This window comes from Nitrospirillum goiasense (assembly GCF_034427435.1).
GTDB lineage: Bacteria > Pseudomonadota > Alphaproteobacteria > Azospirillales > Azospirillaceae > Nitrospirillum.
Map to the genome: position 1 here is coordinate 1,708,276 of NZ_JAXQNP010000003.1, position 23,288 is coordinate 1,731,563.

The following is a 23,288-nucleotide window of genomic DNA, read 5'->3' on the forward strand; positions in this document are numbered from 1 at the left end:
AGAAGTGGGGACTTCATGCTGACACGACGCGTGTTCGTGGCGGGGACGGCGGCGCTGGCCGCCCTGCCCAAGAGAGTGAACGCGGCCAAGGGGCCGGCGGCAGAGGCGGCGGACGTCATCATTCTCGGTGCCGGCCTGTCCGGTCTTTACGCCGCGTTGACCCTGAGGGACAACGGCTTGCGCGTCCTGGTGCTGGACGCAGCCGACCAGCCTGGCGGACGGGTCAAGACCGTGCACACGGCGGATGGTCCCATCGATGTGGGTGCCAGCCAGGTCGGACGCAGCTACGCCCGCGTGATCGACGCTTGCCGCGCCTTCGGGCTTAAGCTCGTGCCGGAAGACCGCGATTTGCTGCCCTTCGGCGCCCATTACATGGATAGCTGGATCGATCCCAAGACCTGGGCCTCCAACCCCCTGAACGAATGCGTGGGTGATGAGCGCGCCATCCCGCCCATGCTGATGGGCCAGGCGGTGGCGGCCAAGTACAATCCGCTGAAGGCCCTTGACGATTGGCTGGACCCGAAGTTCGGGGACTTCGACATCAGCCTGCGCCAACTGATGCGGGCCAAGGGCTACAGCGAGCAGGCCATTCGCCTGGCCGCCCTTTCGGCCCCGGGCATCGGCATTGATGAGACCTCACTGCTGCGCATGTGGCAGGAGGATACGCGGCAGGCCCTGGACAAGGCGTTCGCCGGCTCCGCCCCGGCGGAAGGTCACCGCGACCATCCCTTCGGCGAAGGCAACAGCCGCCAGATGGTCAACGGCCTGGCGCAGATTTCAAACATCGAGGGCGGCTGCCAGCGCCTGCCCTTGGCCATGGCCGACAAGCTGGGCGACGTCGTGCGCCTGAAAAAGAAGGTCGCGCGGGTGGAGATGACGGACAGCGCCGCGACCGTCACCTGCGCCGACGGTAGCCGTTACCAGGCGCGCTTCGTCATCTCTGCCTTGCCTTTCTCCATGTTGCGGGATGTGGTGATCGATGCCGCCCCCAACCCCGTGATGCGCGACGCCATCGGCCATATGCCCTACGCCAACACAGCCCGCCTGTACCTGACGGTGGAACGGCCTTTCTGGCAGGCGGACGGCCTGCCGGCGTCTTTCTCCACCGACGGTCCCATGGGCATGTTCTGGGCCATCGACAACCACACGGGCACGGGCCCGCATCGCGCCATGATCGTCATGGTGGGGAATGTCGCCCAGAAGGTGTCACGCATGGATGCCGTCACCGCCCAGGCCTTCCTGGTGGCCGAGGTGGAGCGGCTGCGCCCGGCGGCCAAGGGCCTCTTGAAGATCGCGACCTACAAGGACTGGCTGGCCGATCCCCTGCAGCGGGGTTGCGGTTTCAGCCTGGCGCCCGGCCAGGTCAACGCCTTCGCGCGCAAGATGGTTGACCCCTGGCAGGTGATGCATTTCGCCGGCGAACATACGCGGCGGATGGACTTTGGCATGGAATCCGCGCTGGAAAGCGGGGAGCGGGCGGCTGTGGAGGTACTGGCGCGCGCCTGAGGACGGGAAAGGAGTTATAGGAAATGAACCGCACTTTCCGGCATCTGCTGCTTGCCGCGTGCCTGGCGGCGACGCCCGCCCTGGGGGCCCCGGCCTTTGAGGAGCAGACGCCACCCCCGGCGCCCGACTACGCCCTGGCCGCCTCCTGGGCGGCCGGCCCCGCGGGGCCGGGTGCCAGCGCCGCCGTGCCCAAGGGCGCCAGCCCCGCTGCCAAGGATGCGCCGGCGGATGTCTTCTTCATCCACCCCACCACCTTCAAAAGCGACAGCCGCTGGAACCAGGACGTGGCTGACGGCAAAACCAACGCCTGGACGGACGCCAGCGTCATCGCCCGTCAGGCCAGCGTCTTCAACGCCTGTTGCCGCGTCTTCGCCCCGCGCTATCGCCAAGCCTCCTTCATGAACGACGGGCGGGGCGGCCGGGACAAGGCGCTGCTGCTGGCCTACGGTGATATCGAGCGCGCCTTCGACTATTACCTGGAACATGAGAACCATGGCCGTCCCTTCATCCTGGCGGGGCACAGCCAGGGGGGCTGGATGGTGGCGCGGCTGCTGGAAAAGCGCATCGACGGCACGCCGCTGGCCGCCCGCATGGTCGCGGCCTACACCATCGGCATGAACGTGGCGGAAGGGGAATTCGGCCTGCGCTACAAGAGCCTGTCGGTGTGTGACCAGCCGCTGCAGACGGGGTGCGTCCTGCAGTGGAACGCGGTCTTGCCCAGCACCGACCTGGCGGCCGTCGCCGCACGGTCGGAGAAGGTGTTCACCGATACGTATGGCGACGTGCCGGGCGCAACCGCCGTCTGCGTTAACCCGCTGACCTTCGACCGCGCCAAGCCGGTGGCGCCCGAAGGGGCGTCCAAGGGTGCCGTCCCGGGCGCGCCGGTGGAGGGCCCCCTGAAGCCGCTGATGCGGGGGGCGGTGGCCGCGAAATGCGACCGAGGCTTCCTGGTGGTGGAACCGCGGCCGGCCTTGGACCTGGCGCCCCTGCCGGGCGGCGTCATGCATTACCACGACTATGGCCTGTTCTACGCCGATGTGCGGGAGAATGCGAAGCGGCGGGTGGCCGCCTTCCTCAAGGCCCAACACGGGGCGGTGCCGTGAGGGATGGGGACACCGCCCCCGCCGTTTGCGTTCACACGACGGCGGACGGCATCTCTCGCCTGGCCGATGTGGGTTTGGACGCGGTGGCCCGGTTCCGCGCGCCGCTTCCCCGATGAGGAAGGCCGGGTGGCGACACCCGGCCTTGTCATTTCAGGCTTCGTTGACGAAACGCTTCAGGATTTCCGCCGTGGCCGCGGGGTTGTCCTGCATGACGAAGGCGCCCGAGTTGGGCACGACTTCCGTCCGGCTGTTCTTCAGCGCTTTTTCCGCATCGCTCCGGAACTTCACATAGGCTTTGTCGAATTCACCATAGACCAGCAGCGTGGGCGCCTGGATGCGCGGCAGGGCGCCCATGATGTCCGCGAAGGCGACGCCGCGTTCCGACGGTTGGATCCACCGGCCGGCCGCCTTGCGGCTGTCGATGCCGTCGGCGTTGATGGGGCCGGTGTTCACGATGCCGAAGATCTGGGTCAGCAGTTCCGGCTTCGTCGGCACCGGATAGCCGTTCCTGTCGTACAGGTTGGCCTGTTTGGCGTCGACGTCCTCGCGGATTTCCGCCAGCGTGCGGTGCCCGCCCAGGGCGCAGGACACCAGCGCCAGCTTGCGCACGCGCTCCGGCCATCGGACGGCCAGGGGCACGGATAGGCAGCCCCCCAGTGAGGTGCCGATCAGGTCGATCTGGTCGATACCCATCTCATCCAAGGCGCCGACCAGCGTCGCCGCCGTTTCCTCCAGCGTCTGGAGGTAGGGTGGCTCTCCCGACCAGCGCGATCCGCCGTGGCCCGGCAGGTCGAAGGCTATGATCTGCCGCCCCTCCGCCAAGGCGGGGGCGACGAAGCGCCAGTCGGACAGCCAGCCACCCAGCTTATGCAACAGGATGACGGGGGGCTTGTCGGTGGCGGAACCCAGCGTGGCGTAGTGCAGCACCCCGCCCGCGCGCTGGATGTCCCCCGTCCTGGCCCAGGGGCCGGCCGGCGGGACGGGAACCGCCGGGGCGGGCGGCATCTTGGCCCCCGCCCGCGCCGGGATGAAGCTGGCGCCGATCAGGGCGGCGGACAAGCCGGCCACTCTGGCGAAATTCCGGCGGTTGATGGTCAAAGCGCGGTCCCTCGGTTGATGGTTGCTTGGTCGATCATGGCCCAGGAAGGGGCCTCAGGCCCACATCGACGGTTCACGGCCCAGGGCGGGGTTGATGGTGAAGGCGTTCGGCGGCCGGGGCAAACCCAGGTTCTCGCGCAGGGTTTCGCCCTCGTAGTCCGTGCGGAACAGGCCGCGCTTCTGCAGGATGGGGATGACCTGGTCCACGAAATCCTCCAGCGCCCCCGGCATATAGTTTGGGGAAAGGGAGAAGCCGTCGGCCCCGCCCTCGCGGAACCACAGCTCACACATGTCGGCCACCTGCTCCGGCGTGCCGGCCAGGGAATAGCTGGCGCGGGAGACGACGACCCGGCGGGCCAACTGACCGATGGTCAGATCCTCGTCCCGCGCCATCTTGATGATCTGTTGCTGCACCCATTGCCCGCCATTGGTCAGGGGCAGGTCGGGCAGCTTGTCGTTGGGGCCGTAGGCCGACAGGTCCACGCCCAGCTGCAGTTGCAGGGTGCGCAGCGCCAACGCGGTGGGCACCAGGTCCAGCAACTCCTCTTCCGCCTGCCTGGCCTCCTTTTCCGTGGACCGGACCATCAGTTGGACCGAGGGGATGATCAGGACATGGTCCGGGTTGCGGCCGAAGCCGGCGGCGCGCCGCTTCATGTCGGCATAGAAGGTCTTGGCGGCATCCAGGGAGTTGGCGGCGGTGAAGACCATGTCGGCGGTGCGGGCCGACAAGGCGCGGCCGGCGCCGGAACCGCCGGCCTGCACGATGATGGGGTGGCCCTGCGGTGGGCGACCCACGTTCAGCGGCCCGGCCACCTTGAAGTGGGGCCCCTCATGATCCAACTGGTGCACGCGGTCGGGATCGATGTATCGGCCGGCGTCACGGTCGCGGATGTGCGCCCCGTCCTCCCATGAATCCCACAGGTTCTTGACCACGTCCACGAACTCCTCCGCCCGGGCGTAGCGGGCGTCATGGTCCATCAGCAGGTCGCGGCCGAAGTTGCGCGCCTCGCTGTCGCTGGCGGAGGTCACGACGTTCCAACCCGCCCGCCCGCCGGAGATATGGTCGAGGGAGGCGTAGCGGCGGGCGATGGAGTAGGGCTCGTTATAGGTGGTCGACGCGGTGGCGATCAGGCCGATGTGGCGGGTGGACACGGCCAGGGCCGCCAGCAGGGTGGTGGGCTCCAGCTTGCCGGCATAGTCGGTGGCGGCGAAGGCGTCACGGCCCTTGATATGGGGATAACCCTGGCTGTCGCCGGAGAAATAGCAATGCATCTTGCCCCGTTCGGCCGTCTGGGCCAGGTGGGCGTAAACCCTGAAATCGTGCTGGTCCACCGGGGCGGCGCTGGGATAACGCCAGCCGCCGGGGTGGGCGCCGCTATTGTGGATGAAAGTGGCGAGGATCATCTTCCGGGACGGGGCGGCCATGAGGGTGACTCCGGTCTTTGTGGTTAGCTTCTTATGGATTGGACGACGGCGGCCAATTCCCCATCCTCGGCGGCACCGCGATAGGCGCGCCGGGCCTGCAGGAAACAAAGGGACGCCAGCACCAGGCAAGGCAGGGCGACGATCAGGAAGGAATCCGCGATGCGGCCCGGATCGCCCAGGATGGTTTGGGACACGTAAGCGATGGCGAATGGCCCGCCGGCCCCTGCCGGCAGGGCGGCGGCGACGGTCAGCACGGCATAGGAGAAGCCGCGCATGTCGTTGGGCGCGATTTCCTGCACCGTGGCGTTGGTGGCCACGTTCAGCATGGGGGTGGCCAGGCTGATGGCGGCGAGCATGGCGATGGCCACGCCCACGCCCGGCGCGTGGCCGCTGAAGGCGCAAGGCAGGGCCACGATGGGCAGGATGGCCATGATCAGCATGCGCCCGCCGCGGGTGCGCGTGGCATAGCGCGAATCCGTGGCCAGGCCCCCCAGCAGATAACCCGACACCCCGGCCGCCAGCATGCCCAGGCCCATCAGGTTGGCGATGCCGGCCAGCGTGACGCCGAAGGTGCGCATCAGCAATGGCGTGGCCCAGGCGGTGACGCCGACGAAGGCGATGTAATGGAGGCAGAAGCCACCGAACAGGGGAACGACCACGTTACGTTGGCGCCACAGGTAGGCCAGCTTGTCCGCCACCTTGGTGGGGCTGGCTGGGGTGGCGCCCATTCCACGCCGGTGCGGTTCCTTCACGGTGAAGAACAGCAGGCCGATGAAAGGCCCAGCCATGCCGCACAGCAGGAAGGCGGTACGCCAGGGTATGATGCGGCCGAAGCCCGGGATGTTGAGGTGGAGATCGGCGCCCACGATCCAGCCGGGCACGATGGAGGACAGCGCCGTTCCGATGGTGGCGCCGATCAGATAGGTGCTGAGCGCGCGGCCGCGCCGGCTGGGCGGGAACATGTCGGCGATCAGCGACAATGCCGCCGGTCCCACGGTGGCCTCCCCCAATCCCACCAGGGCGCGGAAGATGAAGAACCAGGCGAAATCCGGGGCGAAGGCGCCGGCGGCGGTGGACAGGCTCCACAGGATGATGGCGGCGCCCAGCACGGTGCGGCGCTTGCCCCTGTCCACCAGGGTGCCCAGCCACAGGCCGCACAGCCCGCTCAGCAGCGTATATGCCAAGCCCATCAGCAGGCCCATCTGGACGTCCGTGATGGCCAGGTCGGCCTTGATGGGTTCCGCCAGGACACCGATGATGGCCTTGTCGATGCTGTAGATATTCGCCGCCAGGAACAGCAGCAGCATCGGCCACCAGCTTTGGCGTATCGGCGGGTAGGGGGGCGCGGCGTCAGTCGACACGGACAGTCCGCCCGTCGATGCAGGCCAACAGGCGGCCATCGGCGTCGTTCAGAATCTCCACGGTGTCGCCGTGTAGATGGATGATGTCCTCGAAATGGAACTTGCCGATGGACGGTCCTATCCAGGGCAAGTCGCAACTCAACACCATGCCGTCCACAAGGTCGAAACTGTGCATGCCGCCGCCGGGGTGGGGATGGTCGGTATGCTCCAGCCCCACCGAGTGAAGGCCGCAGGCGCGGAACTCGGGATTGCCGGCGGCCTGTATGCAGGCCACCACCGCTTGCTCCACGTCCGTCGACAGGGCGCCGGCCTTGAAATGCGGCAGGGATTGGCGCCAGCCCAGGCGGGTGGCGTTGTAGCGGCGCAACTGCTCCGCCGATGGCTCGCCAATGATGGCGGTACGGCCGATGTCGCTGGTGTAGTGATTGAATTCCGTGGTGGCGTCGAAGGTCACCGTGTCGCCAGGCAGCAAGACGGCGTTCTTGGACAGGCGGCCGTGATTGGGGCGATAGGGGGTGATCAGCAGGAACACGGGGCGCCCGCCGGCCATGGCCGCCGCCGACCAGAACACGCGCTCGGCCTCCGCGCAGGTGGCGCCGGCGGCCACCGCCTCGGCGGCGATCTGCAAGGCTAGTTCCGTCTTACGCGCGGCGGCACGCATGAGAGCCATTTCCGCCGGCGTCTTCACCATGCGAATATCGCGCAGCAGGTCGCGGGCCGCCACGACGTCCAGCGTGCCCCCCAGGATGCTGTTCACATCCTGGCCCAGGCCGCGATCCTCGAACGCCACACGGCCCCTCTGCAGGCCCAGTTCGCGCAGGTACTGGGCGACCGCCTCCTGGTGGTTCTGGGGAAGACCTTCGGCCGTCATCACGCCCTGCACGCCGCCGGCGCCGATGCCGGGTTTGCGCGCATAGCCACGCACGATCTTCATCCAGGTGCCCTGGCCCTGCTGCGGTTGGCCCATGTCCACCTCCACCGTCAGCACGGCGGCGTCGCGGTCATGGTCGCGGGGCAGGATGGCCAGCGCCAGATCACCGAAACCCCAACTGGCGTCCGTCGCCCAACTGCTGAGGTAGTAGGTGTTGATGGGGGTGGAGGCGACAATGGCGTCGACGCCGTCGCGGTCCATCAGGGCATCGGCCCGGTCACGGTTGATCAGCATTCTGCGACTCCTTAAGGGATCGAGGGTGTACCGCGACGGCCGCGCACCAGGCGGCCGGGCAGCGGGCCCGTGGGCTGGTCATCCCGTGCCGTCACGACGCCTGACACGATGGTGGCGGCATAGCCGCGCGCGGCCTGCGTCAGCCGCCGCCCGCCCGCCGGAAGGTCGAAGCTGGCGCGCGGTGGGTACAGGGCCAGGCGGTCGTAATCGATGATGTTAAGGTCGCCCTTGAAATGGGGTGCGATGACGCCGCGGTCGCCGAAGCCGCCGATGGCGGCGGTCCGCCCGGTCATGAGATGCACGGCCTGGGGGATGGACAGGCGGTCGCCCCGGCGATCGCGGGTCCAGTAGCTCAACATGAAGGTCTGCATGCTGCCGTCGCAAATGGCGCCAACGTGGGCACCGCCATCCCCGAGGCCCAGCACCGCGCCTTCGCGTCCCAGCATGTCGTGCACGGTTTCCAGATTGCAGTAGGTGTAGTTGCGGGCTGGGAAATACAGAATGCCCAGGCCGTCCTCGGCCAGCAGGGCATCGTAGGCGACCTCCTCCACGGTGCAACCGCGCCGCCTGGCCACATTGTCGAAGCGCTCGGATTCCGGCGGGGCGTAGTCGGGGTCGGCGCCCATGGCGTAGCACAGGCTGATGTCGCGCATGAACGCCGGGTATTTCCGGGGATCCAGCGGCAGGGTCATTTCCGCCAGGATGGCGGCGCGCACGTCCGGCCGGCGCATCTCCGCGGCACGCTGGGCGACCGGCAGGGGGTCGATGCGCTCATAAGTGGGGCAGCCGCGGAAGGGGTGCAGCGTCAATTGAAGGCCGTACAGCACGCCAACCGGCCGGCCCACAACCTGGCCGTAGATGTCGGCACCGCGCGCGCGCTCGATGGCGCAAGCGTCGGCGATCTCCCGCCAGCGTTCGGGCGCCTCATTGTACTGCAGTAACGGGAAGGTGACGGTCTGGCCCGAGGTCGCGGCGATGCGGGCCAGCATACGGAATTCCGAGGAGAAGCCATTGCCGGTATCGAATTCCGACGCCGACATGAACAGCGACTTGCCATGGGCCTTCATCGCCATGGCGATGGTCATCAACTCATCCTCGCTGGCGGTGGTGACCGGCAACTGGTCGCCACTGGCGGTGCGGTGGCCGATGACCCTGGTGGTGGAAAAGCCGAAGGCCCCGGCTTCCAAGCCGTCGCGCACCAAGGCGGCCATGGCCTGCATGTCGGCGCTGGTGGCGGGTTCGCGGTCGATGGCCCGTTGCCCCATGACGAAGACGCGCACGGGGATGTGGGGAATGGCGACGGCGAAGTCCGCGTCCATGGGGCGCCGTTCGATGGCGTCCAGATAGTCGGGAAAGCTTACCCAGTTCCAGGGCAGTCCTTCAGCCATGACGATGCCGGGGATATCCTCCACCCCCTCCATGACGTCGATCATCTGCGCGCGCTGCTCGGGCCGGCACGGGGCGAAGCCCACGCCGCAATTGCCCAGCAGCACCGTGGTGACGCCGTGGTTGGTGGAGGGCGAGAACCGCGTATCCCAGGTTACCTGGGCGTCGTAGTGGGTATGGATGTCCACGAAACCTGGGGTAACGAGCTTACCACGGGCGTCGATCTCTTCCCGGCCCTTGCCCGTGACCGTGCCGGTGGCGGCGATGCGCCCGCCGGTGATCGCGATGTCGCCGTCCCACAGATTGGCGCCGGTTCCGTCCGCGACAGTGCCGCCACGGATCACAAGATCGTAATCGCTCATCATCATATCCTGGAGGGGGCGGATTTCAGGGGGAGACGCGATCGCATCGAATGCCGGTGTGGCGTGGTGTCGATGCGCGTCAACGCGAAACAAAGGTGTCGCCCTTGTTCTTTGGAACCTTCCCTCTTTGTTTTGGCGTGAAGTAAAAGGGGCGTGCTACGCGCGGACATCGCCCCCTGATGCCGATTGAAATTGAACAGGTATTGAAGAAAGAAGCCCGTCGTTTCTTCCCTCGTTGACCGGCAGCCAATGATGTGCCGGATCAACTATCAACAGGTAACATTGGATATAGTTTTCCTGGAAATAAGTTCGTTTTATCACCCGTTAGGAAATCCTAGATGGTGCCGACGGCGAACTCATGCTGAATGGGGGCGGGTTACGCCGCCTTCAGTCAATGACACCGCCGCCGAAGCGGAAAAGGGGGCCGACGACCACAGGGAATCCCGGCCTAGCGGCCAGACGGAAGGGGGCTTCGATATCATCATGAAGTTGCTTGCGTTTCTCATGCAGACAGGCGGCCACATCGCCGGTTGGCGCCATCCCCGCGCCGCTGACAACGCCTTGTGCGACATTGATTATTTCCGCCACCTCGGTCAAACGGCGGAGCGTGGACTATTCGATGGTGTGTTCTTGGCTGATTACGTCGGCTACCACCCGGTCAAGGGGGCCGACGTTTTCAGCGGGATGGAAACGCCCAAGCTGGACCCGGCCCTGGTGCTGAGTACCATCGCCGCTTGCACCCGCCACGTCGGGCTGATTGGCACCGCGTCCACCACCTATTCCCATCCCTATGATTTGGCCCGGCGCTTCGCCAGCCTTGACCATCTCAGCCGGGGCAGGGCGGGATGGAACATCGTCACCTCGACCATGGAAAACGAGGCGCACAATTACGGTCGTCCGGCGCATATGGAACACGGCGAACGCTATGCCCGCGCCGCCGAGTTCGTGGAGGTGGCGCGCAAGCTGTGGGATAGCTGGCAGGACGGCGCCGTGCGGGCGGACAAGGCCAGCGGCCGCTACACCGATCCGTCGCGCATTTCCGCCGTCAACCATGTCGGTGCGGAATTCCGGGTCGCCGGCCCCCTGACTGTGCCGCGCTCGCCCCAGGGACACCCGGTGCTGGTGCAGGCGGGCGCCTCGGCGACGGGTCAGCGCTTCGCCGCCAGCTGCGCCGAGGTCATCTTTACCTCCCATCCGGGTATCGAGACAGCCAAAACCTTTCGCGCCGCCATGCACGCGCACTTGGCGGAATTCGGGCGTACGCCGGACACGCTGAAGATCATGCCCGCGGTCACCCCGGTCATCGGCCATACCAGGGCGGCGGCCGAGGCGTTGCAGCGGGAACTGGACAGTCTGATCCCCGCCGACATCGCCATAGCCAAATTGGGTTCCCTGCTGGGTAACATCGACCTATCGGCCTGTTCCCCCCACGAGCCGCTGCCCCCACTGCCTCCGAGCGCGCTGGAGGGGCAGAACTCCACCCGTGACCGCGTGCTGGAACTGGCGGCGCGCGAACGCCCGCCGTTGGCGGAACTGGCGCGGCGCGTGGCGGCCGGCCGCACAGGCCGGACTATCGTGGGGACCGCCACCGACGTGGCGGATGAACTGGCCGCTTGGGAGGCAGAGGGGGCGGCCGACGGCTTTGTCATCGCCGCGCCCTTCCTGCCCGGCGGCCTGGAGGACTTCGTTGATCAGGTGGTGCCCATCCTGCAGCAGCGCGGCCTGTTCCGTACCGCCTACGAGGGGAAGACGCTTCGTGAGAACCTGGGTTTGGCCCGGCCCGTGAACCGCTTCGAGGCCGATCCATCCTTGCGGCAGCATCCCGAAATTTGGTAGGCGGTTCTCTCTATGACGGTGGAAAAATAGTTTTATCACCCAAAGGAATTATTGGAATTGTCCAGGTCATGGCCCTGTGACAATTTTCTGTCGGATGGTTCGGGAAGGTGAGTTCCGCCTTCCTGGCGATCCACGGAAGTAATTCCAGTTTTTACTTCAGGAAAAACTTTTCACCGGGGCTGCGGGGAGCGTTGGCGCCGGTGAGAGAGCAGCTGTCCGTGGCTCTGGGCGCCCGTTGCTGCGGGCGGCTGCTCATTTTTTGACGCCAATCCTCAGGGATGGGGCGTCATGGCCAGCGCATGCGCGTCATTCCGGCCAAGCCATGCGCCGGAAGCGGTTCCCCATAATTTTAAAAAAGGGGCCTTTTTATTGCCTATTTTCATTGATCCATTTCGGGTTTTCACCTTTCTGCATGTTGTTCTCTTCGCCTATTGGCTGGGAACGGATCTGGGCGTGTTGATTACGGGCATGGCCGCCAATGCCGCGGACCTGACCGGCAACGCGCGTGAGCGGATACGCAAGGCCAGCGGCCGTATCGACATGGGGCCGCGTACCGCCATGGTGCTGATGGTTCCGGTTGGTCTGACCCTGGCATCAAACTGGGGCTTGCCCATCGGCCCCTTGGCACTGGTGGCGGCATGGGTTGGTGGGCTTGCTTGGCTGTGGCTGGTCTGGATGATCTATCTGCGCCAGGGCACGCGACTGGGTAAGCGGCTGTGGAAGATCGACCTGGGCATACGCATGCTCGCGACCATCGGCTTTGTCGGCACCGGCATCGTCTCACTCGCCACCGGCGCGCCCGTCGACAGCGGTTGGCTGGCCACCAAGATGCTACTGTTCGGCCTCCTTTTGCTGCTGGGCGTCGTCGTTCGCCTTCTGCTGCTGTGGAAGCCCCCGGTTCCCCCCAAGGCTGGCGCGCCTTTCGTGCCCGCGCCTTTTTGGAATCCCTTACGCATCACGGTATTCGCCATTTGGGCCCTGGTTCTGGCCATGGCCTTCCTGGGTGTCACCAAGCCATTTTAAAGGAATCGGTAAATCGGAAGGGATGCTTAAGTATGTCGCCTTGTTGGCCGTCCAATACGAAGGCCAAAATCCACCTCCATGACTTGAACAATAATCGGACACCAGCAAGCAAAGCATACGCAGTTTGACGTATTAGGATTTCCCACCACCGACCCCACCATTCCCCCCGAAACCGATACCGGGGCCTGAAGCCCGGGAAACATCATCGAACGGGATGGGGGAGTGGCATCATGACGGGGATTATCAAGGGTCCGCGGCGGCGGGCGACGGTGGCCTTGCGGGCTGGGTTGCTGGCCACGGCGCTGGTGGTGCCGGCCGCCGGTGCCGCCTGGGCGGGGGAGACCATCGCCGATGGCGACAAGTCCATCACCGTGGGGTTGGGCTTGCGCGCCAGTTTCACCAGCGTCGAGGATGGGGCGCCCGATGGCAAATCCCGCTCCGCCGATTTCAACCTGGACAGTGTGCGTCTGTACATCAGTGGGCAACTGACCCCCATCATCAAGGCCACCTTCAACACCGAGCGGGACAGCAATGGCCATGTCGAGGTGCTGGACGGTTATGCCCAGTTGGAGCCGATGGATGGTGTCAACCTGTGGGTGGGCCGCATGCTGCCACCCAGCGACCGCGCCAACCTGGACGGCCCCTATTACCTCAGCACCTGGAACTACCCGGGCACGGTATCGCAATATCCGGCCAAGTTCGCCGGCCGGGACGATGGCGCCACGGTTTGGGGCAAGCTGTTCGACAAGAAACTGGTCTATTCCGTCGGCGCGTTCGAAGGACACAACCGGATCAGCGGCGCCAGCAACCAGTCCGACAACCTGCTGTACGCCGGCCGTGTCGCCTATAACTTCCTCGATCCCGAGCCCGATCCGGCCTACTACACCAGCAGCACCTATTACGGGTCGGTCGACGTGCTGACCCTGGCCTTCGCCGGCCAGTACCAGAAGGATGGCGTCGGCACCGTGGGCCGCCACGGCGACTACGGCGCCTGGAACGTGGACGGCCTGTTCGAGAAAAAGCTGGAGGGCCTGGGCGTGGTGACGCTGGAAGGGGCCTACTACCAGTACGACACCGGCGGCGTGGCCGACGTCGCCCCCGGCTTCGGCGGGGCCGGCGCCTTCGACAACGTGGGCGGGCTGGTGCAGGGCAAGGCCTACCTGGTCAGCGGCGCCTTCCTGTTCCCGGCCAAGCTGGGCTGGGGCCAGTTGCAGCCGACGGTGCGCCATCAGCATTTCGACGCCGACCTCACCGGCATTTCCACCAGCCAGACGGACGTGGGCCTGAACTACATCATCTCCGGCCACAATGCCCGCGTCAGCGCCGACTACGTCATCACCGACACCACGGGTAAGCCGTCCGGCAACGCCGTCGTCCTGGGTCTTCAGGTCCAGTTCTGACGGCAGCGGCCGCCGGCCTCCCCGCCCGAGGCGCCATACGTCAAACGCCCCCTACGGTGGCGGGCGGCGGCCCGCTACCCTGGCCCTTGATTTGGCCGCCCCATCGTCCACACTTCCGGGCCTGCCACGGGACGGGAAGTGGGGCGGGTGGGGAACCAAGATGGGCGGGACGGCGGGGGCATGAGCGCGCGGCAACGGATCGTCAGGGAACGGCGGCAGTACAACCAACTGGCCGCCAGCCAGACGCTGGAGGACTACGCCCTGCGCTTCACTGCCACGCGGGCGCGGCGCTGGTCGTCGTTCCGCGTGGCCAACACCGCCTTCGGCGCCATCAGCTTCCTGGCGTGCGAGGCCATCGGCGGCAGCGCCACCCTGACCTACGGCTATGCCAACGCCAGCGCCGCCATCCTGGCCGTCGCCGTCCTGATGTTCCTGGTGGGCCTGCCCATCACCTATTACGCCGCCCGCTATGGCGTGGACATCGACCTGCTGACCCGGGGCGCCGGCTTCGGCTATCTCGGCTCCACGCTCACCTCCCTGATCTACGCCAGTTTCACCTTCCTGCTGTTCTCCATCGAGGCCAGCATCATGTCGGCGGCGCTGCAGATGGCGCTGGGCATCCCGCTGTGGCTGGCTCACATCGTCAGTTCCCTGGTGGTCATCCCCATCGCCGTCTACGGCATCCGCCTGATCAGCCGCATGCAGTTGCTGACCCAGCCCATCTGGCTACTGCTGCAACTGGCGCCCCTGGCCTATCTGGCGCTGAACCATAGGGCGGACCTGGCCGCCTGGCGGGAATTCCCCGGCGCGATGGGCCACGCCGACGGCCATATCGACCCGCTGCTGTTCAGCATGGCGGCCAGCATGCTCCTGTCCCTGCTGCCCCAGATCGGGGAGCAGGCGGACTATCTGCGCTTCCTGCCCACCCTGCGCAGGACCGGGCGCTGGGCTTGGTGGACGGCCCTGATCACCACCGGGCCGGGCTGGGTCGCCATGGGCGGTCTGAAGCTGCTGGCCGGGTCCTTCCTGGCGGTGGTGGCCTTGCGCCACGGCCTGTCGGCGGAACAGTCGACCCAGCCGACGGAGGTGTTCTACATCGCCTTCCAGGAGATGCTGTCGTCGCCCACCGCCGCCCTGGTGCTGACCGGCGTCTTTGTCGTCGTCTGCCAGATCAAGATCAACGTCACCAACGCCTATGCCGGGTCCATCGCCTGGTCCAACTTCTTCTCACGCCTGACGCACAGCCATCCCGGCCGCGTCGTCTGGTTGGTGTTCAACGTCATCCTGGCCCTGATGCTGATGGAGCTGGGCATCTTCCGCGTGATCGGCGGCATCCTGGGCCTGTACGCCAACTTCGCCGCCGGCTGGATCGGGGCGCTGACCGCGGACCTGGTGATCAACAAGCCCCTGGGCCTCAGCCCCCCGGGCATCGAGTTCAAGCGCGCCCACCTCTACGACATCAACCCGGTGGGCGTGGGCGCCATGGCCCTGTCGGTCGTGGCCTCCACCCTGGCGTCGCTGGGCGCCTTCGGGCCGCTGCTGGGCCCCTTGCCCCAGGCCATGGCGCCGTTCATCGGCCTGGGCGTGGCCTTCGTCACCGCCCCCCTGATCGCCAAGGCGACCCAGGGCCGCTATTACCTGGCGCGGCCCGACACCGACCTGCCCGCCGATGCGGCGGAGGCCCGCTGCGTCATCTGCGAGAACGTGTTCGAGCGGCGGGACATGGCCCATTGCCCCGCCTATGCCGGGGCCATCTGTTCCCTGTGCTGCACGCTGGACAGCCGCTGTCACGATGTCTGCAAGAAGGAAAGCCGCATCACCGACCAGCTGGCCCGCCTGATGGAGGCCCTGCTGCCCAGCCGCATGGCGGGTGGCGTGCGCACCCGCACCGCCCGTTTCCTGGGCGTCATGGCCGTCTTCACCCTGGTGAACGGCGGCCTGCTGTCCTTCATCGGCATGCAGTATGGCGCCGCCGTGCCGGAAGCGCGCGGCGTGGTCGCCACCACCCTGTGGATCGTCTTCTTCGCCCTGCTGATCGTCTCCGGCGTCGCCGCCTGGCTGCTGGTGCTGGCCCTGGAAAGCCGGCGGGTGGCGGAGGAGGAGACGGCGCGCCAGACCGGCATGCTGATGGAGGAGATCGAGGCGCATGAGCGCACCGACGCCGCCCTGCAAAAGGCCAAGGAGGTGGCGGAGGCCGCCAACGTGGCCAAGAGCCGCTACATCATCGGCATCAGCCATGAGATCCGCACGCCGCTGAACGCCATCTTCGGCTACGCCCAGTTGCTGGAACGCGACGCCAGCATCCGCAACCCGGACGGCGTGCGCGTCATCCGCCGCAGTGCGGAGCACCTGTCCAACCTCGTGGATGGCCTGCTGGACATCAGCAAAATCGAAAGCGGCCTGTTGCGCCTGACCCGCGACAAGGTGCGGCTGGTGGAGTTCCTGGACCAGATCGTGGACATGTTCCGCCTGCAGGCCGCCGCCAAGGGCATCCAATTTCACTACGACCGCCCGGCCTACCTGCCGGCCTTCGTCCATACCGACCAGAAGCGCCTGCGCCAGATCCTGATCAACCTGCTGTCCAACGCCCTGAAGTACACGGCGCAGGGCCATGCCACCCTGCGCGTGCGCTATCGCAGCCAGGTGGCGGAGTTCGAGGTGTCGGACACCGGCTTCGGCATCCTGCCCGAGGATAGGGAGCGCATCTTCGAACCGTTCGAGCGGGGGCGGATGGCCAACGCCCGCGCCGTGCCCGGCACCGGCCTGGGCCTGACCATCACCCGCCTGCTGACCCGCATCATGGGGGGCGAGATCGCGGTCGCCAGCACGCCGGGGCAGGGCAGCACCTTCACCGTGCGCCTGCTGCTGTCGGAAGCGCAGTCCGGCCCGGACGACCCGCCGGCGGCCCGGACCATCCACGGCTATGCCGGCCCGCGCCTGCGCGTGCTGGTGGCCGACGACGACCCCGACCATCTGGCGCTGATCCAGAACCTGCTGCGGCCGCTGGACTTCCTGCTGTTCGCCGCCCGCGACGGGCGGGAATGCGTGGACCTGGCGCGGGAGTGCCGGCCGGACCTGGCCTTGCTGGACATCTCCATGCCCCACATGACGGGGTGGGAGGCGGCGGCGGCCCTGCGCGACCTGGACCTGCCGCGCCTGAAGATCATGATGGTGTCGGCCAACGCCCACGACTACGCCCCCGGCCGCGCCGCCGCGGGCGGGGAGGATGGCGGCAGCGCCGTGCACGACGCCTTCGTCATCAAGCCGGTGGACATGGACGTGCTGCTGGAACGTATCGGCGCGCTGCTGGGCCTGGAATGGCTGTACGCCCCGGCCGCCCCCGCGCCGGCACCGGCCGCGACGTCGGACGCCGCGCCGACCGGGGCGCAGCCCCATCTGGAGGCGCTGTGGCAGTTGGGCCGCATCGGCCATGTGCGGGGCATTGAGGCCAAGCTGCGCGAGCTGGAAACGGAGGACGCGGCCACCGCCGCCTTCGCCGCCCAGCTGCGCACCCTGGTGCGCGCCTTCGATCTGAAGCGCTATATGGCGGTGCTGGAGGCGGCACGGACACAGGCGGGGGGGAATGATGGCGATACAGGCGATGGACAGGGCCGGGGGAAGCACGCCGATGACTGATGCCGTCCAGACCGCTCCCGGGCGCCGCGATACTGTGCTGGTGGTGGACGACACGCCGGAAACCCTGGGCTTCCTGACCGACGCCCTGGACCAGGCGGGCCTGACCGTGCTGGTGGCGACGGACGGCGAAAGCGCCCTGGCGCTGCTGGAGCAGGTGACACCGGACCTGGTGCTGATGGACGCCGTCATGCCCGGGCTGGACGGGTTCGAGACCTGCCGCCGGCTGAAGCGCGACCAGGCCCTGGCCCATTTGCCCGTCATCTTCATGACCGGCCTCAGCGAGACGGAGCACGTGGTGCAGGGCCTGCAGGCCGGCGGCGTCGACTATGTCACCAAGCCCATCGTGGTGGATGAGCTGATGGCCCGTATTCGCGTGCACCTGGCCAACGCCCGCGTGGCCTATGGCGCCCAGGTGGCCCTGGACACCACCGGCCGCTATCTGCTGGCCACCGACGCGCGCGGGCTCTTGCGCTGGTGCACCCCCCAGGCCCAGCGCCTGCTGGCGGCCTTCTTCCCCGATGATGGGTCCGGCGGGAATGTCCCTGACCGCCTGCCCCCGGTAGTGGCGGAGCGCCTGGCCCAGCTGCGCCGCGACGGCACACCCAACCAATCCATCCTGATCGACAGCCCCGATGCGCAGGACAGCCGCCGGCTGGAGGTCGCCTACCTCAGCCAGACGGAACCGGACGAGTTCCTGTTCCGCATCAGCGAATCCGGCGCCGGCCGCGCGGAACGCGCCCTGCAACAGGCCCTAGGCCTGACGGCGCGGGAGGCCGAGGTGCTGGTGTGGATCGCCCACGGCAAATCCAACCGCGACATAAGCGACATCCTGGGCATCAGCCCCCGCACGGTGAACAAGCACCTGGAACAGATCTTCGTAAAGCTGGGGGTGGAGAATAGAGCGTCAGCGGCCGCCGTGGCGGTGCGGGTGATGGCGGGGTGAATTTGCTAGGAAGCAGTGTTAATATATTAAATCAGGCATTAACCGAGTGGAACACGACTTCAATATTAAGTGTTCCCCGCTGTCTCATACTGCTTGACGATGTGTCCGAATCAGATGCACATTTCAGTCATTATACAATTATGCAGGGAGAGCGGTTAATGATTTAAGGTAAGCTAGCCCATAAAATATCTTCAAAAAAATATATATTCCGGAGGATTTATTTTGAGGGCGCCAAAATCTGATGACCTAATTCGTTCACAACTCCAAGTATGCAACCATAAAACTTGGCGAGCATTTTGATGCCGATTCCATTATAATCAGGTCTCCAATAAAGTTCGGATTGGATGACGCTATAAGGCAGGAAATAGAAAATCTGTATGACGATGAGAACGACAGAAAGAATACGCTAGTTGTTATACTAGAGACAACGGGTGGCTACATTGAGGTAGTTGAGCGCATATATAATGTATTTAGGAACCATTATCAACATGTAAGTTTTATTGTGCCAAACTATGCATATTCAGCGGGAACTGTGTTGGTTCTTTCTGGTGACGATATTTATATGGATTATTATTCTGTTCTGGGGCCAATAGACCCTCAAATGGAGTCTGAGAATGATAAGTTCGTATCGGGTCTCGGTTATTTAGCAAAATTTAAAGAGCTGCTAACAACCATTAATGCAGCGCCGAGTCCAGACTTGGCTCGGGCGGAACTCGCTTACCTTTTAAAGAAATTTGACCCAGCAGAGTTATTTGACTTAGAGCAAGCAAAAAATCATTCAGAAGATCTTTTGGAATCTTGGCTGTCTACGCACAAATTCAAAGACTGGGCGGAAACTGAAACCAGCAAAACCCCTGTATCCGAGACTGATCGCAGAGCTCGAGCAAAAAAGATTGCAGAAATATTAGGCAATCCTGAGCGCTGGCACTCTCACGGCCGAGGAATTGGCCTCAAGGAGCTTGTTAGCGATGAAATAAAACTAAAAATTGTAGATTTTGGTGCGCAGCCAGATCTGAATAAACTCGTTAGGTCGTATTACGAATTATTTATTGACTATTGTCGTAAACTTGGCGTAGCCTCAGGGGAGGCTACTGTAATCCACACCAGGAACGGAATAAGGAGAATATAAATGGCAGACCGGGCGCAAATTGACGCTCAGTGGGCCGACCTGTTTCGGCGCCTGAGGTCAGATGAAAAGTTAGCGCGCACCTTGGAATCGATCGAGTATTTGGAGCTTGGGCTCGAGGAGCATGCGCCTAAACAGCGTCTGAAAGTGCCTTATGCTAGCGCCGCCGCGATCGATTCCGATAAGCGGTGGTGTTAAGGTAAACTTACTTTAAAGGTGGCGCGCCACTCAAAAGCTGAATGTCTTTTGGGCTGCGCTTGAGTTGCTCAAATATTCACCAGGTGCGCCACCTCCGCCGCCGTCTCCTCGCGCGTGCTGCCGGCGCGGATGATGCGGCCGCGTTGCATGACGCGGTAGCTGTCGGCGAAGGACCAGGCGAAGTCCAGGTACTGCTCCACGATCAGGACGGTGACGCCCAGGTCGGCGCGGATGCGGCGCAGGGCGTCCTCGATCTGTTGGACGACGGAGGGTTGGATGCCTTCCGTCGGTTCGTCCAGCAGCAGCAGGCTGGGCTGGCCCGCCAGCGCGCGGCCGATGGCCAGTTGCTGTTGTTCGCCGCCGCTGAGCACGCCGCCCTTGCGGTTGATGATCTGCGCCAGCTTGGGGAACAGGTCGAAGATATGGTCGGGCACGCCCGCCTTCATCGCCCCACCGCCGCGGCCGGCCAGGGCGGATAGGCCGGTTTCCAGGTTCTCGCGCACCGTCAGGTGGGGGAAGATGTGGCGACCCTGGGGGACGTAGCCGATGCCGGCGCGGGCGCGCTGGTGGGGGCCCAAGGCGCTGACGTCGCGGCCTTGGAAGGTCATGCGGCCGGCGGTTAGGCGCTGGGCCCCGATGATGGTCTTCAGCAGGGTGGTCTTGCCCACGCCGTTGCGGCCGATCAGCGCCACGGCGCCGCCAGCGGGCACGTCCAGGTCGATGTCCCACAACACCTGGCTCTGGCCATAGGATGTCGCCGCCCCGGTGAGCGTCAGCAACGGTTCAGCCATGATGGGTGTCCTCCTTGGCGCGGCCCAGATAGACGGCGGCGACGTCCGCGTCGGCGCGGATGGCGGCCACGCTGCCTTCCTTCAGGAACTGGCCCTGGTGCATGACGGTGACGCGGGCGTCCAGTTGCTCCAGGAAACTCATGTCATGGTCGATGACCAGCACGGTGTGCTGCCCGACCAGGCGGCGGATCAGGGCCGCCGTCTGGCTGGTTTCCGCCGGGCCCATGCCGGCCGTGGGTTCATCCAGCAGCAGCAGGTCGGCGCGCGTCGCCACCACCATGCCGATCTCCAGCCACTGCTTCTCGCCATGCGCCAGTTGGCCGGCGGGGGCGGCGGCGCGGTCGGCCAGGCCGATGGTTTCCAGAATCTCGGCCACGCGGGCCCTTTCCTCCGCCGCCACGCCGTGGCGGAAGGTCGACCACCAGCGCCGGTCGCGCTGGGCGGCGATCATCAGGTTGTCCACCACCGACAGGCCGGGCAGCACGCCCGGCGTCTGGAACTTGCGGCAGATGCCCCGGCGCACGATCTCCTGCTCCGGCAGGTGGGTGATGTCCTGATCCTTGAAGATCACCCGGCCGCTGGTGGCCCGCACCCGGCCGATGATGGTGTCGCACAGGGTGGACTTGCCCGCCCCGTTGGGGCCGATCAGTACGCGCAGGGTGCCCCGGTCCAAGGTCAGGCTGAAGCCGTTCAGGGCCTTGAACCCGTCGAAGTCCACCGTCACCCCATCCACCGCCAGCAACAGGGGGCTGGCGGGCGCGGTGGTGCCGATGTGGTGGGCCGTGGGCGCCGTCGCGTTCATTTCGATCCTCCAACGACAAAGGATTTCAGGCGCTTTCCCCAGGGTGTGGCGGCGGTGTCGGCCACCAGGCCGGCCAGCCCGCCGGGCAGCAGGGTGACCACCAGCACGAACACCAGGCCCAGGGCGTAGAGCCACAGGTCGGGGAAGGCGCTGCTGACGCCGTCCTTGGCCAGGTTGACGGCCAGGGTGCCGGCGACGGCGCCGGCCAGGCTGTTGCGCCCGCCCACCGCCACCCAGATGACCATTTCGATGGAGGGCACCACGCCCACCAGGGCCGGGGACACCACGCCGGCGTGCAGGGTGAACAGCGCGCCGGCCAGGCCGGCCAGCACGGCGCCGATGGTGAAGGCCACCACCTTGAACGGCGTGGGGTCATAGCCCAGGAAGCGGATGCGGTTCTCCCCATCGCGGATGGCGCGCAGCAGCGTGCCGTAGCGCGACGCCATCAGGGCGCGCAGGGCCACGAACACCCCGACCACCAGGGCCAGGGTCAGCCAGTACAGACCATGGTTCGCCGCCGGCGTCCCCAGTTCCACGCCCGCCAGGGTCTGGAAATCCGTCAGGCCGTTGAAGCCGCCGGTGGAGGGTTGCTGGCTGATCAGCAGGGTGGCGAAGGCCAGCGCCAGCGCCTGGGTGATCAGGGCGAAATAGACGCCGCCCACCCGTCGCCGGAACACCGCCCAGGAGAACAGGGCCGCCACCACGCCCGGCACCAGCACCACGCCCAGGATGGCCACCAGGGGGCTTTTGAACGGCACCCACCACCAGGGCAGGGCGTCCAGGCCGCTCCACACCATGAAGTCGGGCAGGTCGCCGTCGCCCAGCGCCGCCAGCTTCATGTGCATGGCGATGGCATAGCCGCCCAGGCCGAAGAACACCCCCTGGCCCAGGCTCAGCACCCCCCCTGGCCCCACACCAGCACCAGGCCCATGGCCAGCAGCGCCATGGCCAGGAAGCGGGCCAGCAGGTTCAGCTCATAGGCCGAGACCAGCCAGGGGGCCAGCGCGGCCAGGGCCACCACCGCCAGCGACAGGGCCATGGGGACCAGGGGCCGGCCAATGGTGACTCTCGCCAGGGGCCCCGACACCAGGGCCCCCGACAGCGGCGTTTCTTTGCGCATGCTCATATCCATGCCGTCCTCCTTCATCTGGCCCCTCACGCGTCCAGCGCGCGGGACCGCACGGCCACCACCCCCTGGGGACGGAACTGGATGAACCCGATGACGAACAGCAGCAGCAGCACCTGCGCCAGGCTGACGTCGACCAGGATTTGCACCAGGGCCGAGAACAGCCCCACGATCAGCGAGGCGATGGCCGTGCCCTTCAGGCTTCCCAGGCCGCCCAGCACCACCACCAGGAAGGCCGGCACGACATAGCTTTGCCCGACATTGGGGGTGACGGGGCCCAGCAGGGCCAGCACCACGCCCGCCAGGCCGGCGATGCCGGTGCCCAGGCAGAACACCGAGAGGTCCACAGCCCGCACGTTGATACCCGCCGCCGCCGCCATGCCCCGATCCTGGTTCACCGCGCGGACCAGCAGGCCGATGCGCGTGCGCGCCAGCAGCAGGCTGAGCGCGCCCATGACGGCGAAGGCCACGGCCAGGATGAACAGGCGGGTGGCGGGGATGGTCAGGCCGGCGAACTGGCCAGAGGAAACCGTGTAGGCATGGTTCAGCCACTCCGGCGCCCGCACGTCCACGCCGATGGCGCCGAAGATGTTGCGGGCGGCCTGCTGCAGGATCAGGCTGACGCCCCAGGTGGCCAGCAGCGTGTCCAGCGGCCGGGCCGACAGCCGCTTGATCAGTGCCGTCTCCAGCACCGCGCCCACGGCGGCGGCACCCAGGAAGGCCACGGGCATGGCCGCCAGGATGCCCAGCGGCCCCGGCACCACCTGCAAGGTCAGGTAGGCGAGATAGCCGCCCAGCATCAGCATCTCGCCATGCGCCATGTTGATGACGCGCATAAGGCCGAAACTCAGCGCCAGGCCCAGGGCCGCCAGCACGTAAAGCGAGGCGACGCTGAACCCGTTGAAGACTTGGCCGGCGATCAAAGGCCAGTGGCTCATGGTTTTTGTTCCCTCAAACGCCGGGCGGCCACGTCCGTGGCCTTGGCTATCCTCGATTTCCAG

At 66.1% G+C, this 23,288-nt stretch carries 18 protein-coding genes; 8 read left to right on the forward strand and 10 right to left on the reverse strand.

Annotation, left to right across the window (positions count from 1 at the left end; all coding sequences use genetic code 11):
- Positions 1 to 15: 15 nt before the first annotated feature.
- Entirely contained in the window at positions 16 to 1,506 is a 1,491-nt protein-coding gene (locus tag ULB03_RS21785; RefSeq protein WP_322485165.1) for a flavin monoamine oxidase family protein, read from the forward strand.
- Positions 1,507 to 1,529: 23 nt separating this feature from the next.
- Positions 1,530 to 2,609 (forward strand): DUF3089 domain-containing protein, encoded by a 1,080-nt coding sequence (locus ULB03_RS21790; RefSeq protein ID WP_322485166.1) that lies wholly within the window; start codon positions 1,530 to 1,532, stop codon positions 2,607 to 2,609.
- 150 nt (positions 2,610 to 2,759) lie between these two features.
- Here the strand turns inward: ULB03_RS21790 and ULB03_RS21795 are convergent, their stop codons facing one another.
- From ULB03_RS21795 to ULB03_RS21815, 5 genes are all read right to left on the reverse strand, one after another.
- On the reverse strand, positions 2,760 to 3,677 hold the full coding sequence (locus tag ULB03_RS21795) for an alpha/beta fold hydrolase (RefSeq protein WP_322485167.1): 918 nt from the start codon (positions 3,675 to 3,677) through the stop codon (positions 2,760 to 2,762).
- Positions 3,678 to 3,761: 84 nt separating this feature from the next.
- Positions 3,762 to 5,132: an LLM class flavin-dependent oxidoreductase gene (locus ULB03_RS21800; RefSeq protein ID WP_322485168.1), complete on the reverse strand. Its 1,371-nt coding sequence runs from the start codon at positions 5,130 to 5,132 to the stop codon at positions 3,762 to 3,764.
- A gap of 23 nt (positions 5,133 to 5,155) precedes the next feature.
- Positions 5,156 to 6,493: an MFS transporter gene (locus ULB03_RS21805; RefSeq protein WP_322485169.1), complete on the reverse strand. Its 1,338-nt coding sequence runs from the start codon at positions 6,491 to 6,493 to the stop codon at positions 5,156 to 5,158.
- On the reverse strand, positions 6,483 to 7,658 hold the full coding sequence (locus tag ULB03_RS21810) for a M24 family metallopeptidase (protein ID WP_322485170.1): 1,176 nt from the start codon (positions 7,656 to 7,658) through the stop codon (positions 6,483 to 6,485). The genes ULB03_RS21805 and ULB03_RS21810 overlap by 11 nt, the downstream gene beginning before the upstream one ends.
- An 11-nt stretch (positions 7,659 to 7,669) precedes the next feature.
- Entirely contained in the window at positions 7,670 to 9,406 is a 1,737-nt protein-coding gene (locus ULB03_RS21815) for an N-acyl-D-amino-acid deacylase family protein (RefSeq protein ID WP_322485171.1), read from the reverse strand.
- Positions 9,407 to 9,889: 483 nt separating this feature from the next.
- Between ULB03_RS21815 and ULB03_RS21820 the strand changes: the two genes are divergently transcribed.
- The 6 genes from ULB03_RS21820 (at position 9,890) to ULB03_RS21845 (ending at position 19,373) form a co-directional block, all read left to right on the forward strand.
- A complete protein-coding gene (locus ULB03_RS21820) occupies positions 9,890 to 11,242 on the forward strand; it encodes an LLM class flavin-dependent oxidoreductase (RefSeq protein ID WP_322485172.1) in 1,353 nt (450 codons plus the stop codon).
- Positions 11,243 to 11,530: 288 nt separating this feature from the next.
- Complete coding sequence (locus ULB03_RS21825; RefSeq protein ID WP_322485173.1) at positions 11,531 to 12,265, forward strand: hypothetical protein; 735 nt, start codon at positions 11,531 to 11,533, stop codon at positions 12,263 to 12,265.
- A gap of 230 nt (positions 12,266 to 12,495) precedes the next feature.
- Positions 12,496 to 13,665 (forward strand): porin, encoded by a 1,170-nt coding sequence (locus ULB03_RS21830; RefSeq protein ID WP_322485174.1) that lies wholly within the window; start codon positions 12,496 to 12,498, stop codon positions 13,663 to 13,665.
- Positions 13,666 to 13,845: 180 nt separating this feature from the next.
- Positions 13,846 to 17,301: a hybrid sensor histidine kinase/response regulator gene (locus tag ULB03_RS21835; RefSeq protein WP_322485175.1), complete on the forward strand. Its 3,456-nt coding sequence runs from the start codon at positions 13,846 to 13,848 to the stop codon at positions 17,299 to 17,301.
- Complete coding sequence (locus tag ULB03_RS21840) at positions 17,294 to 18,244, forward strand: response regulator transcription factor (RefSeq protein WP_322485176.1); 951 nt, start codon at positions 17,294 to 17,296, stop codon at positions 18,242 to 18,244. The genes ULB03_RS21835 and ULB03_RS21840 overlap by 8 nt, the downstream gene beginning before the upstream one ends.
- A gap of 310 nt (positions 18,245 to 18,554) precedes the next feature.
- The gene (locus tag ULB03_RS21845) at positions 18,555 to 19,373 is read left to right on the forward strand and encodes an SDH family Clp fold serine proteinase (protein WP_322485247.1); all 819 of its coding nucleotides are present in this window, start codon (positions 18,555 to 18,557) and stop codon (positions 19,371 to 19,373) included.
- A 263-nt stretch (positions 19,374 to 19,636) separates the two neighbouring features.
- On the opposite strand, the gene urtE is transcribed toward ULB03_RS21845, so the two are convergent.
- The 5 genes from urtE to urtB are packed head-to-tail and all read right to left on the reverse strand — an operon-like array spanning position 19,637 to position 23,225.
- The gene (gene urtE / locus ULB03_RS21850; RefSeq protein WP_322485177.1) at positions 19,637 to 20,359 is read right to left on the reverse strand and encodes an urea ABC transporter ATP-binding subunit UrtE; all 723 of its coding nucleotides are present in this window, start codon (positions 20,357 to 20,359) and stop codon (positions 19,637 to 19,639) included.
- Positions 20,352 to 21,161, reverse strand: coding sequence for an urea ABC transporter ATP-binding protein UrtD (gene urtD, locus ULB03_RS21855; protein WP_322485178.1), 810 nt, complete (start codon positions 21,159 to 21,161; stop codon positions 20,352 to 20,354). The genes urtE and urtD overlap by 8 nt, the downstream gene beginning before the upstream one ends.
- Positions 21,158 to 22,060 (reverse strand): urea ABC transporter permease subunit UrtC, encoded by a 903-nt coding sequence (gene urtC / locus ULB03_RS21860; protein ID WP_322485179.1) that lies wholly within the window; start codon positions 22,058 to 22,060, stop codon positions 21,158 to 21,160. The genes urtD and urtC overlap by 4 nt, the downstream gene beginning before the upstream one ends.
- Positions 22,054 to 22,287 (reverse strand): hypothetical protein, encoded by a 234-nt coding sequence (locus ULB03_RS21865; RefSeq protein ID WP_322485180.1) that lies wholly within the window; start codon positions 22,285 to 22,287, stop codon positions 22,054 to 22,056. Before ULB03_RS21865 ends, urtC begins: the two co-directional genes overlap by 7 nt.
- 29 nt (positions 22,288 to 22,316) lie before the next feature.
- Complete coding sequence (urtB, locus tag ULB03_RS21870; RefSeq protein ID WP_322485181.1) at positions 22,317 to 23,225, reverse strand: urea ABC transporter permease subunit UrtB; 909 nt, start codon at positions 23,223 to 23,225, stop codon at positions 22,317 to 22,319.
- Between the last annotated feature and the right edge of the window lie 63 nt (positions 23,226 to 23,288).

Excerpts from the sequence above, each read along its gene's own strand:
- ULB03_RS21785 (WP_322485165.1), top strand. The coding sequence starts at position 16 with ATGCTGACACGACGCGTGTTCGTGGCGGGGACGGCGGCGCTGGCCGCC.
- ULB03_RS21790 (WP_322485166.1), top strand. The coding sequence starts at position 1,530 with ATGAACCGCACTTTCCGGCATCTGCTGCTTGCCGCGTGCCTGGCGGCG.
- ULB03_RS21800 (WP_322485168.1), bottom strand. The coding sequence starts at position 5,132 with ATGGCCGCCCCGTCCCGGAAGATGATCCTCGCCACTTTCATCCACAAT.
- ULB03_RS21810 (WP_322485170.1), bottom strand. The coding sequence starts at position 7,658 with ATGCTGATCAACCGTGACCGGGCCGATGCCCTGATGGACCGCGACGGC.
- ULB03_RS21815 (WP_322485171.1), bottom strand. The coding sequence starts at position 9,406 with ATGAGCGATTACGATCTTGTGATCCGTGGCGGCACTGTCGCGGACGGA.
- ULB03_RS21820 (WP_322485172.1), top strand. The coding sequence starts at position 9,890 with ATGAAGTTGCTTGCGTTTCTCATGCAGACAGGCGGCCACATCGCCGGT.
- ULB03_RS21825 (WP_322485173.1), top strand. The coding sequence starts at position 11,531 with ATGGCCAGCGCATGCGCGTCATTCCGGCCAAGCCATGCGCCGGAAGCG.
- ULB03_RS21830 (WP_322485174.1), top strand. The coding sequence starts at position 12,496 with ATGACGGGGATTATCAAGGGTCCGCGGCGGCGGGCGACGGTGGCCTTG.
- ULB03_RS21835 (WP_322485175.1), top strand. The coding sequence starts at position 13,846 with ATGAGCGCGCGGCAACGGATCGTCAGGGAACGGCGGCAGTACAACCAA.
- ULB03_RS21840 (WP_322485176.1), top strand. The coding sequence starts at position 17,294 with ATGACTGATGCCGTCCAGACCGCTCCCGGGCGCCGCGATACTGTGCTG.
- urtE (WP_322485177.1), bottom strand. The coding sequence starts at position 20,359 with ATGGCTGAACCGTTGCTGACGCTCACCGGGGCGGCGACATCCTATGGC.
- urtD (WP_322485178.1), bottom strand. The coding sequence starts at position 21,161 with ATGAACGCGACGGCGCCCACGGCCCACCACATCGGCACCACCGCGCCC.
- ULB03_RS21865 (WP_322485180.1), bottom strand. The coding sequence starts at position 22,287 with ATGAGCATGCGCAAAGAAACGCCGCTGTCGGGGGCCCTGGTGTCGGGG.
- urtB (WP_322485181.1), bottom strand. The coding sequence starts at position 23,225 with ATGAGCCACTGGCCTTTGATCGCCGGCCAAGTCTTCAACGGGTTCAGC.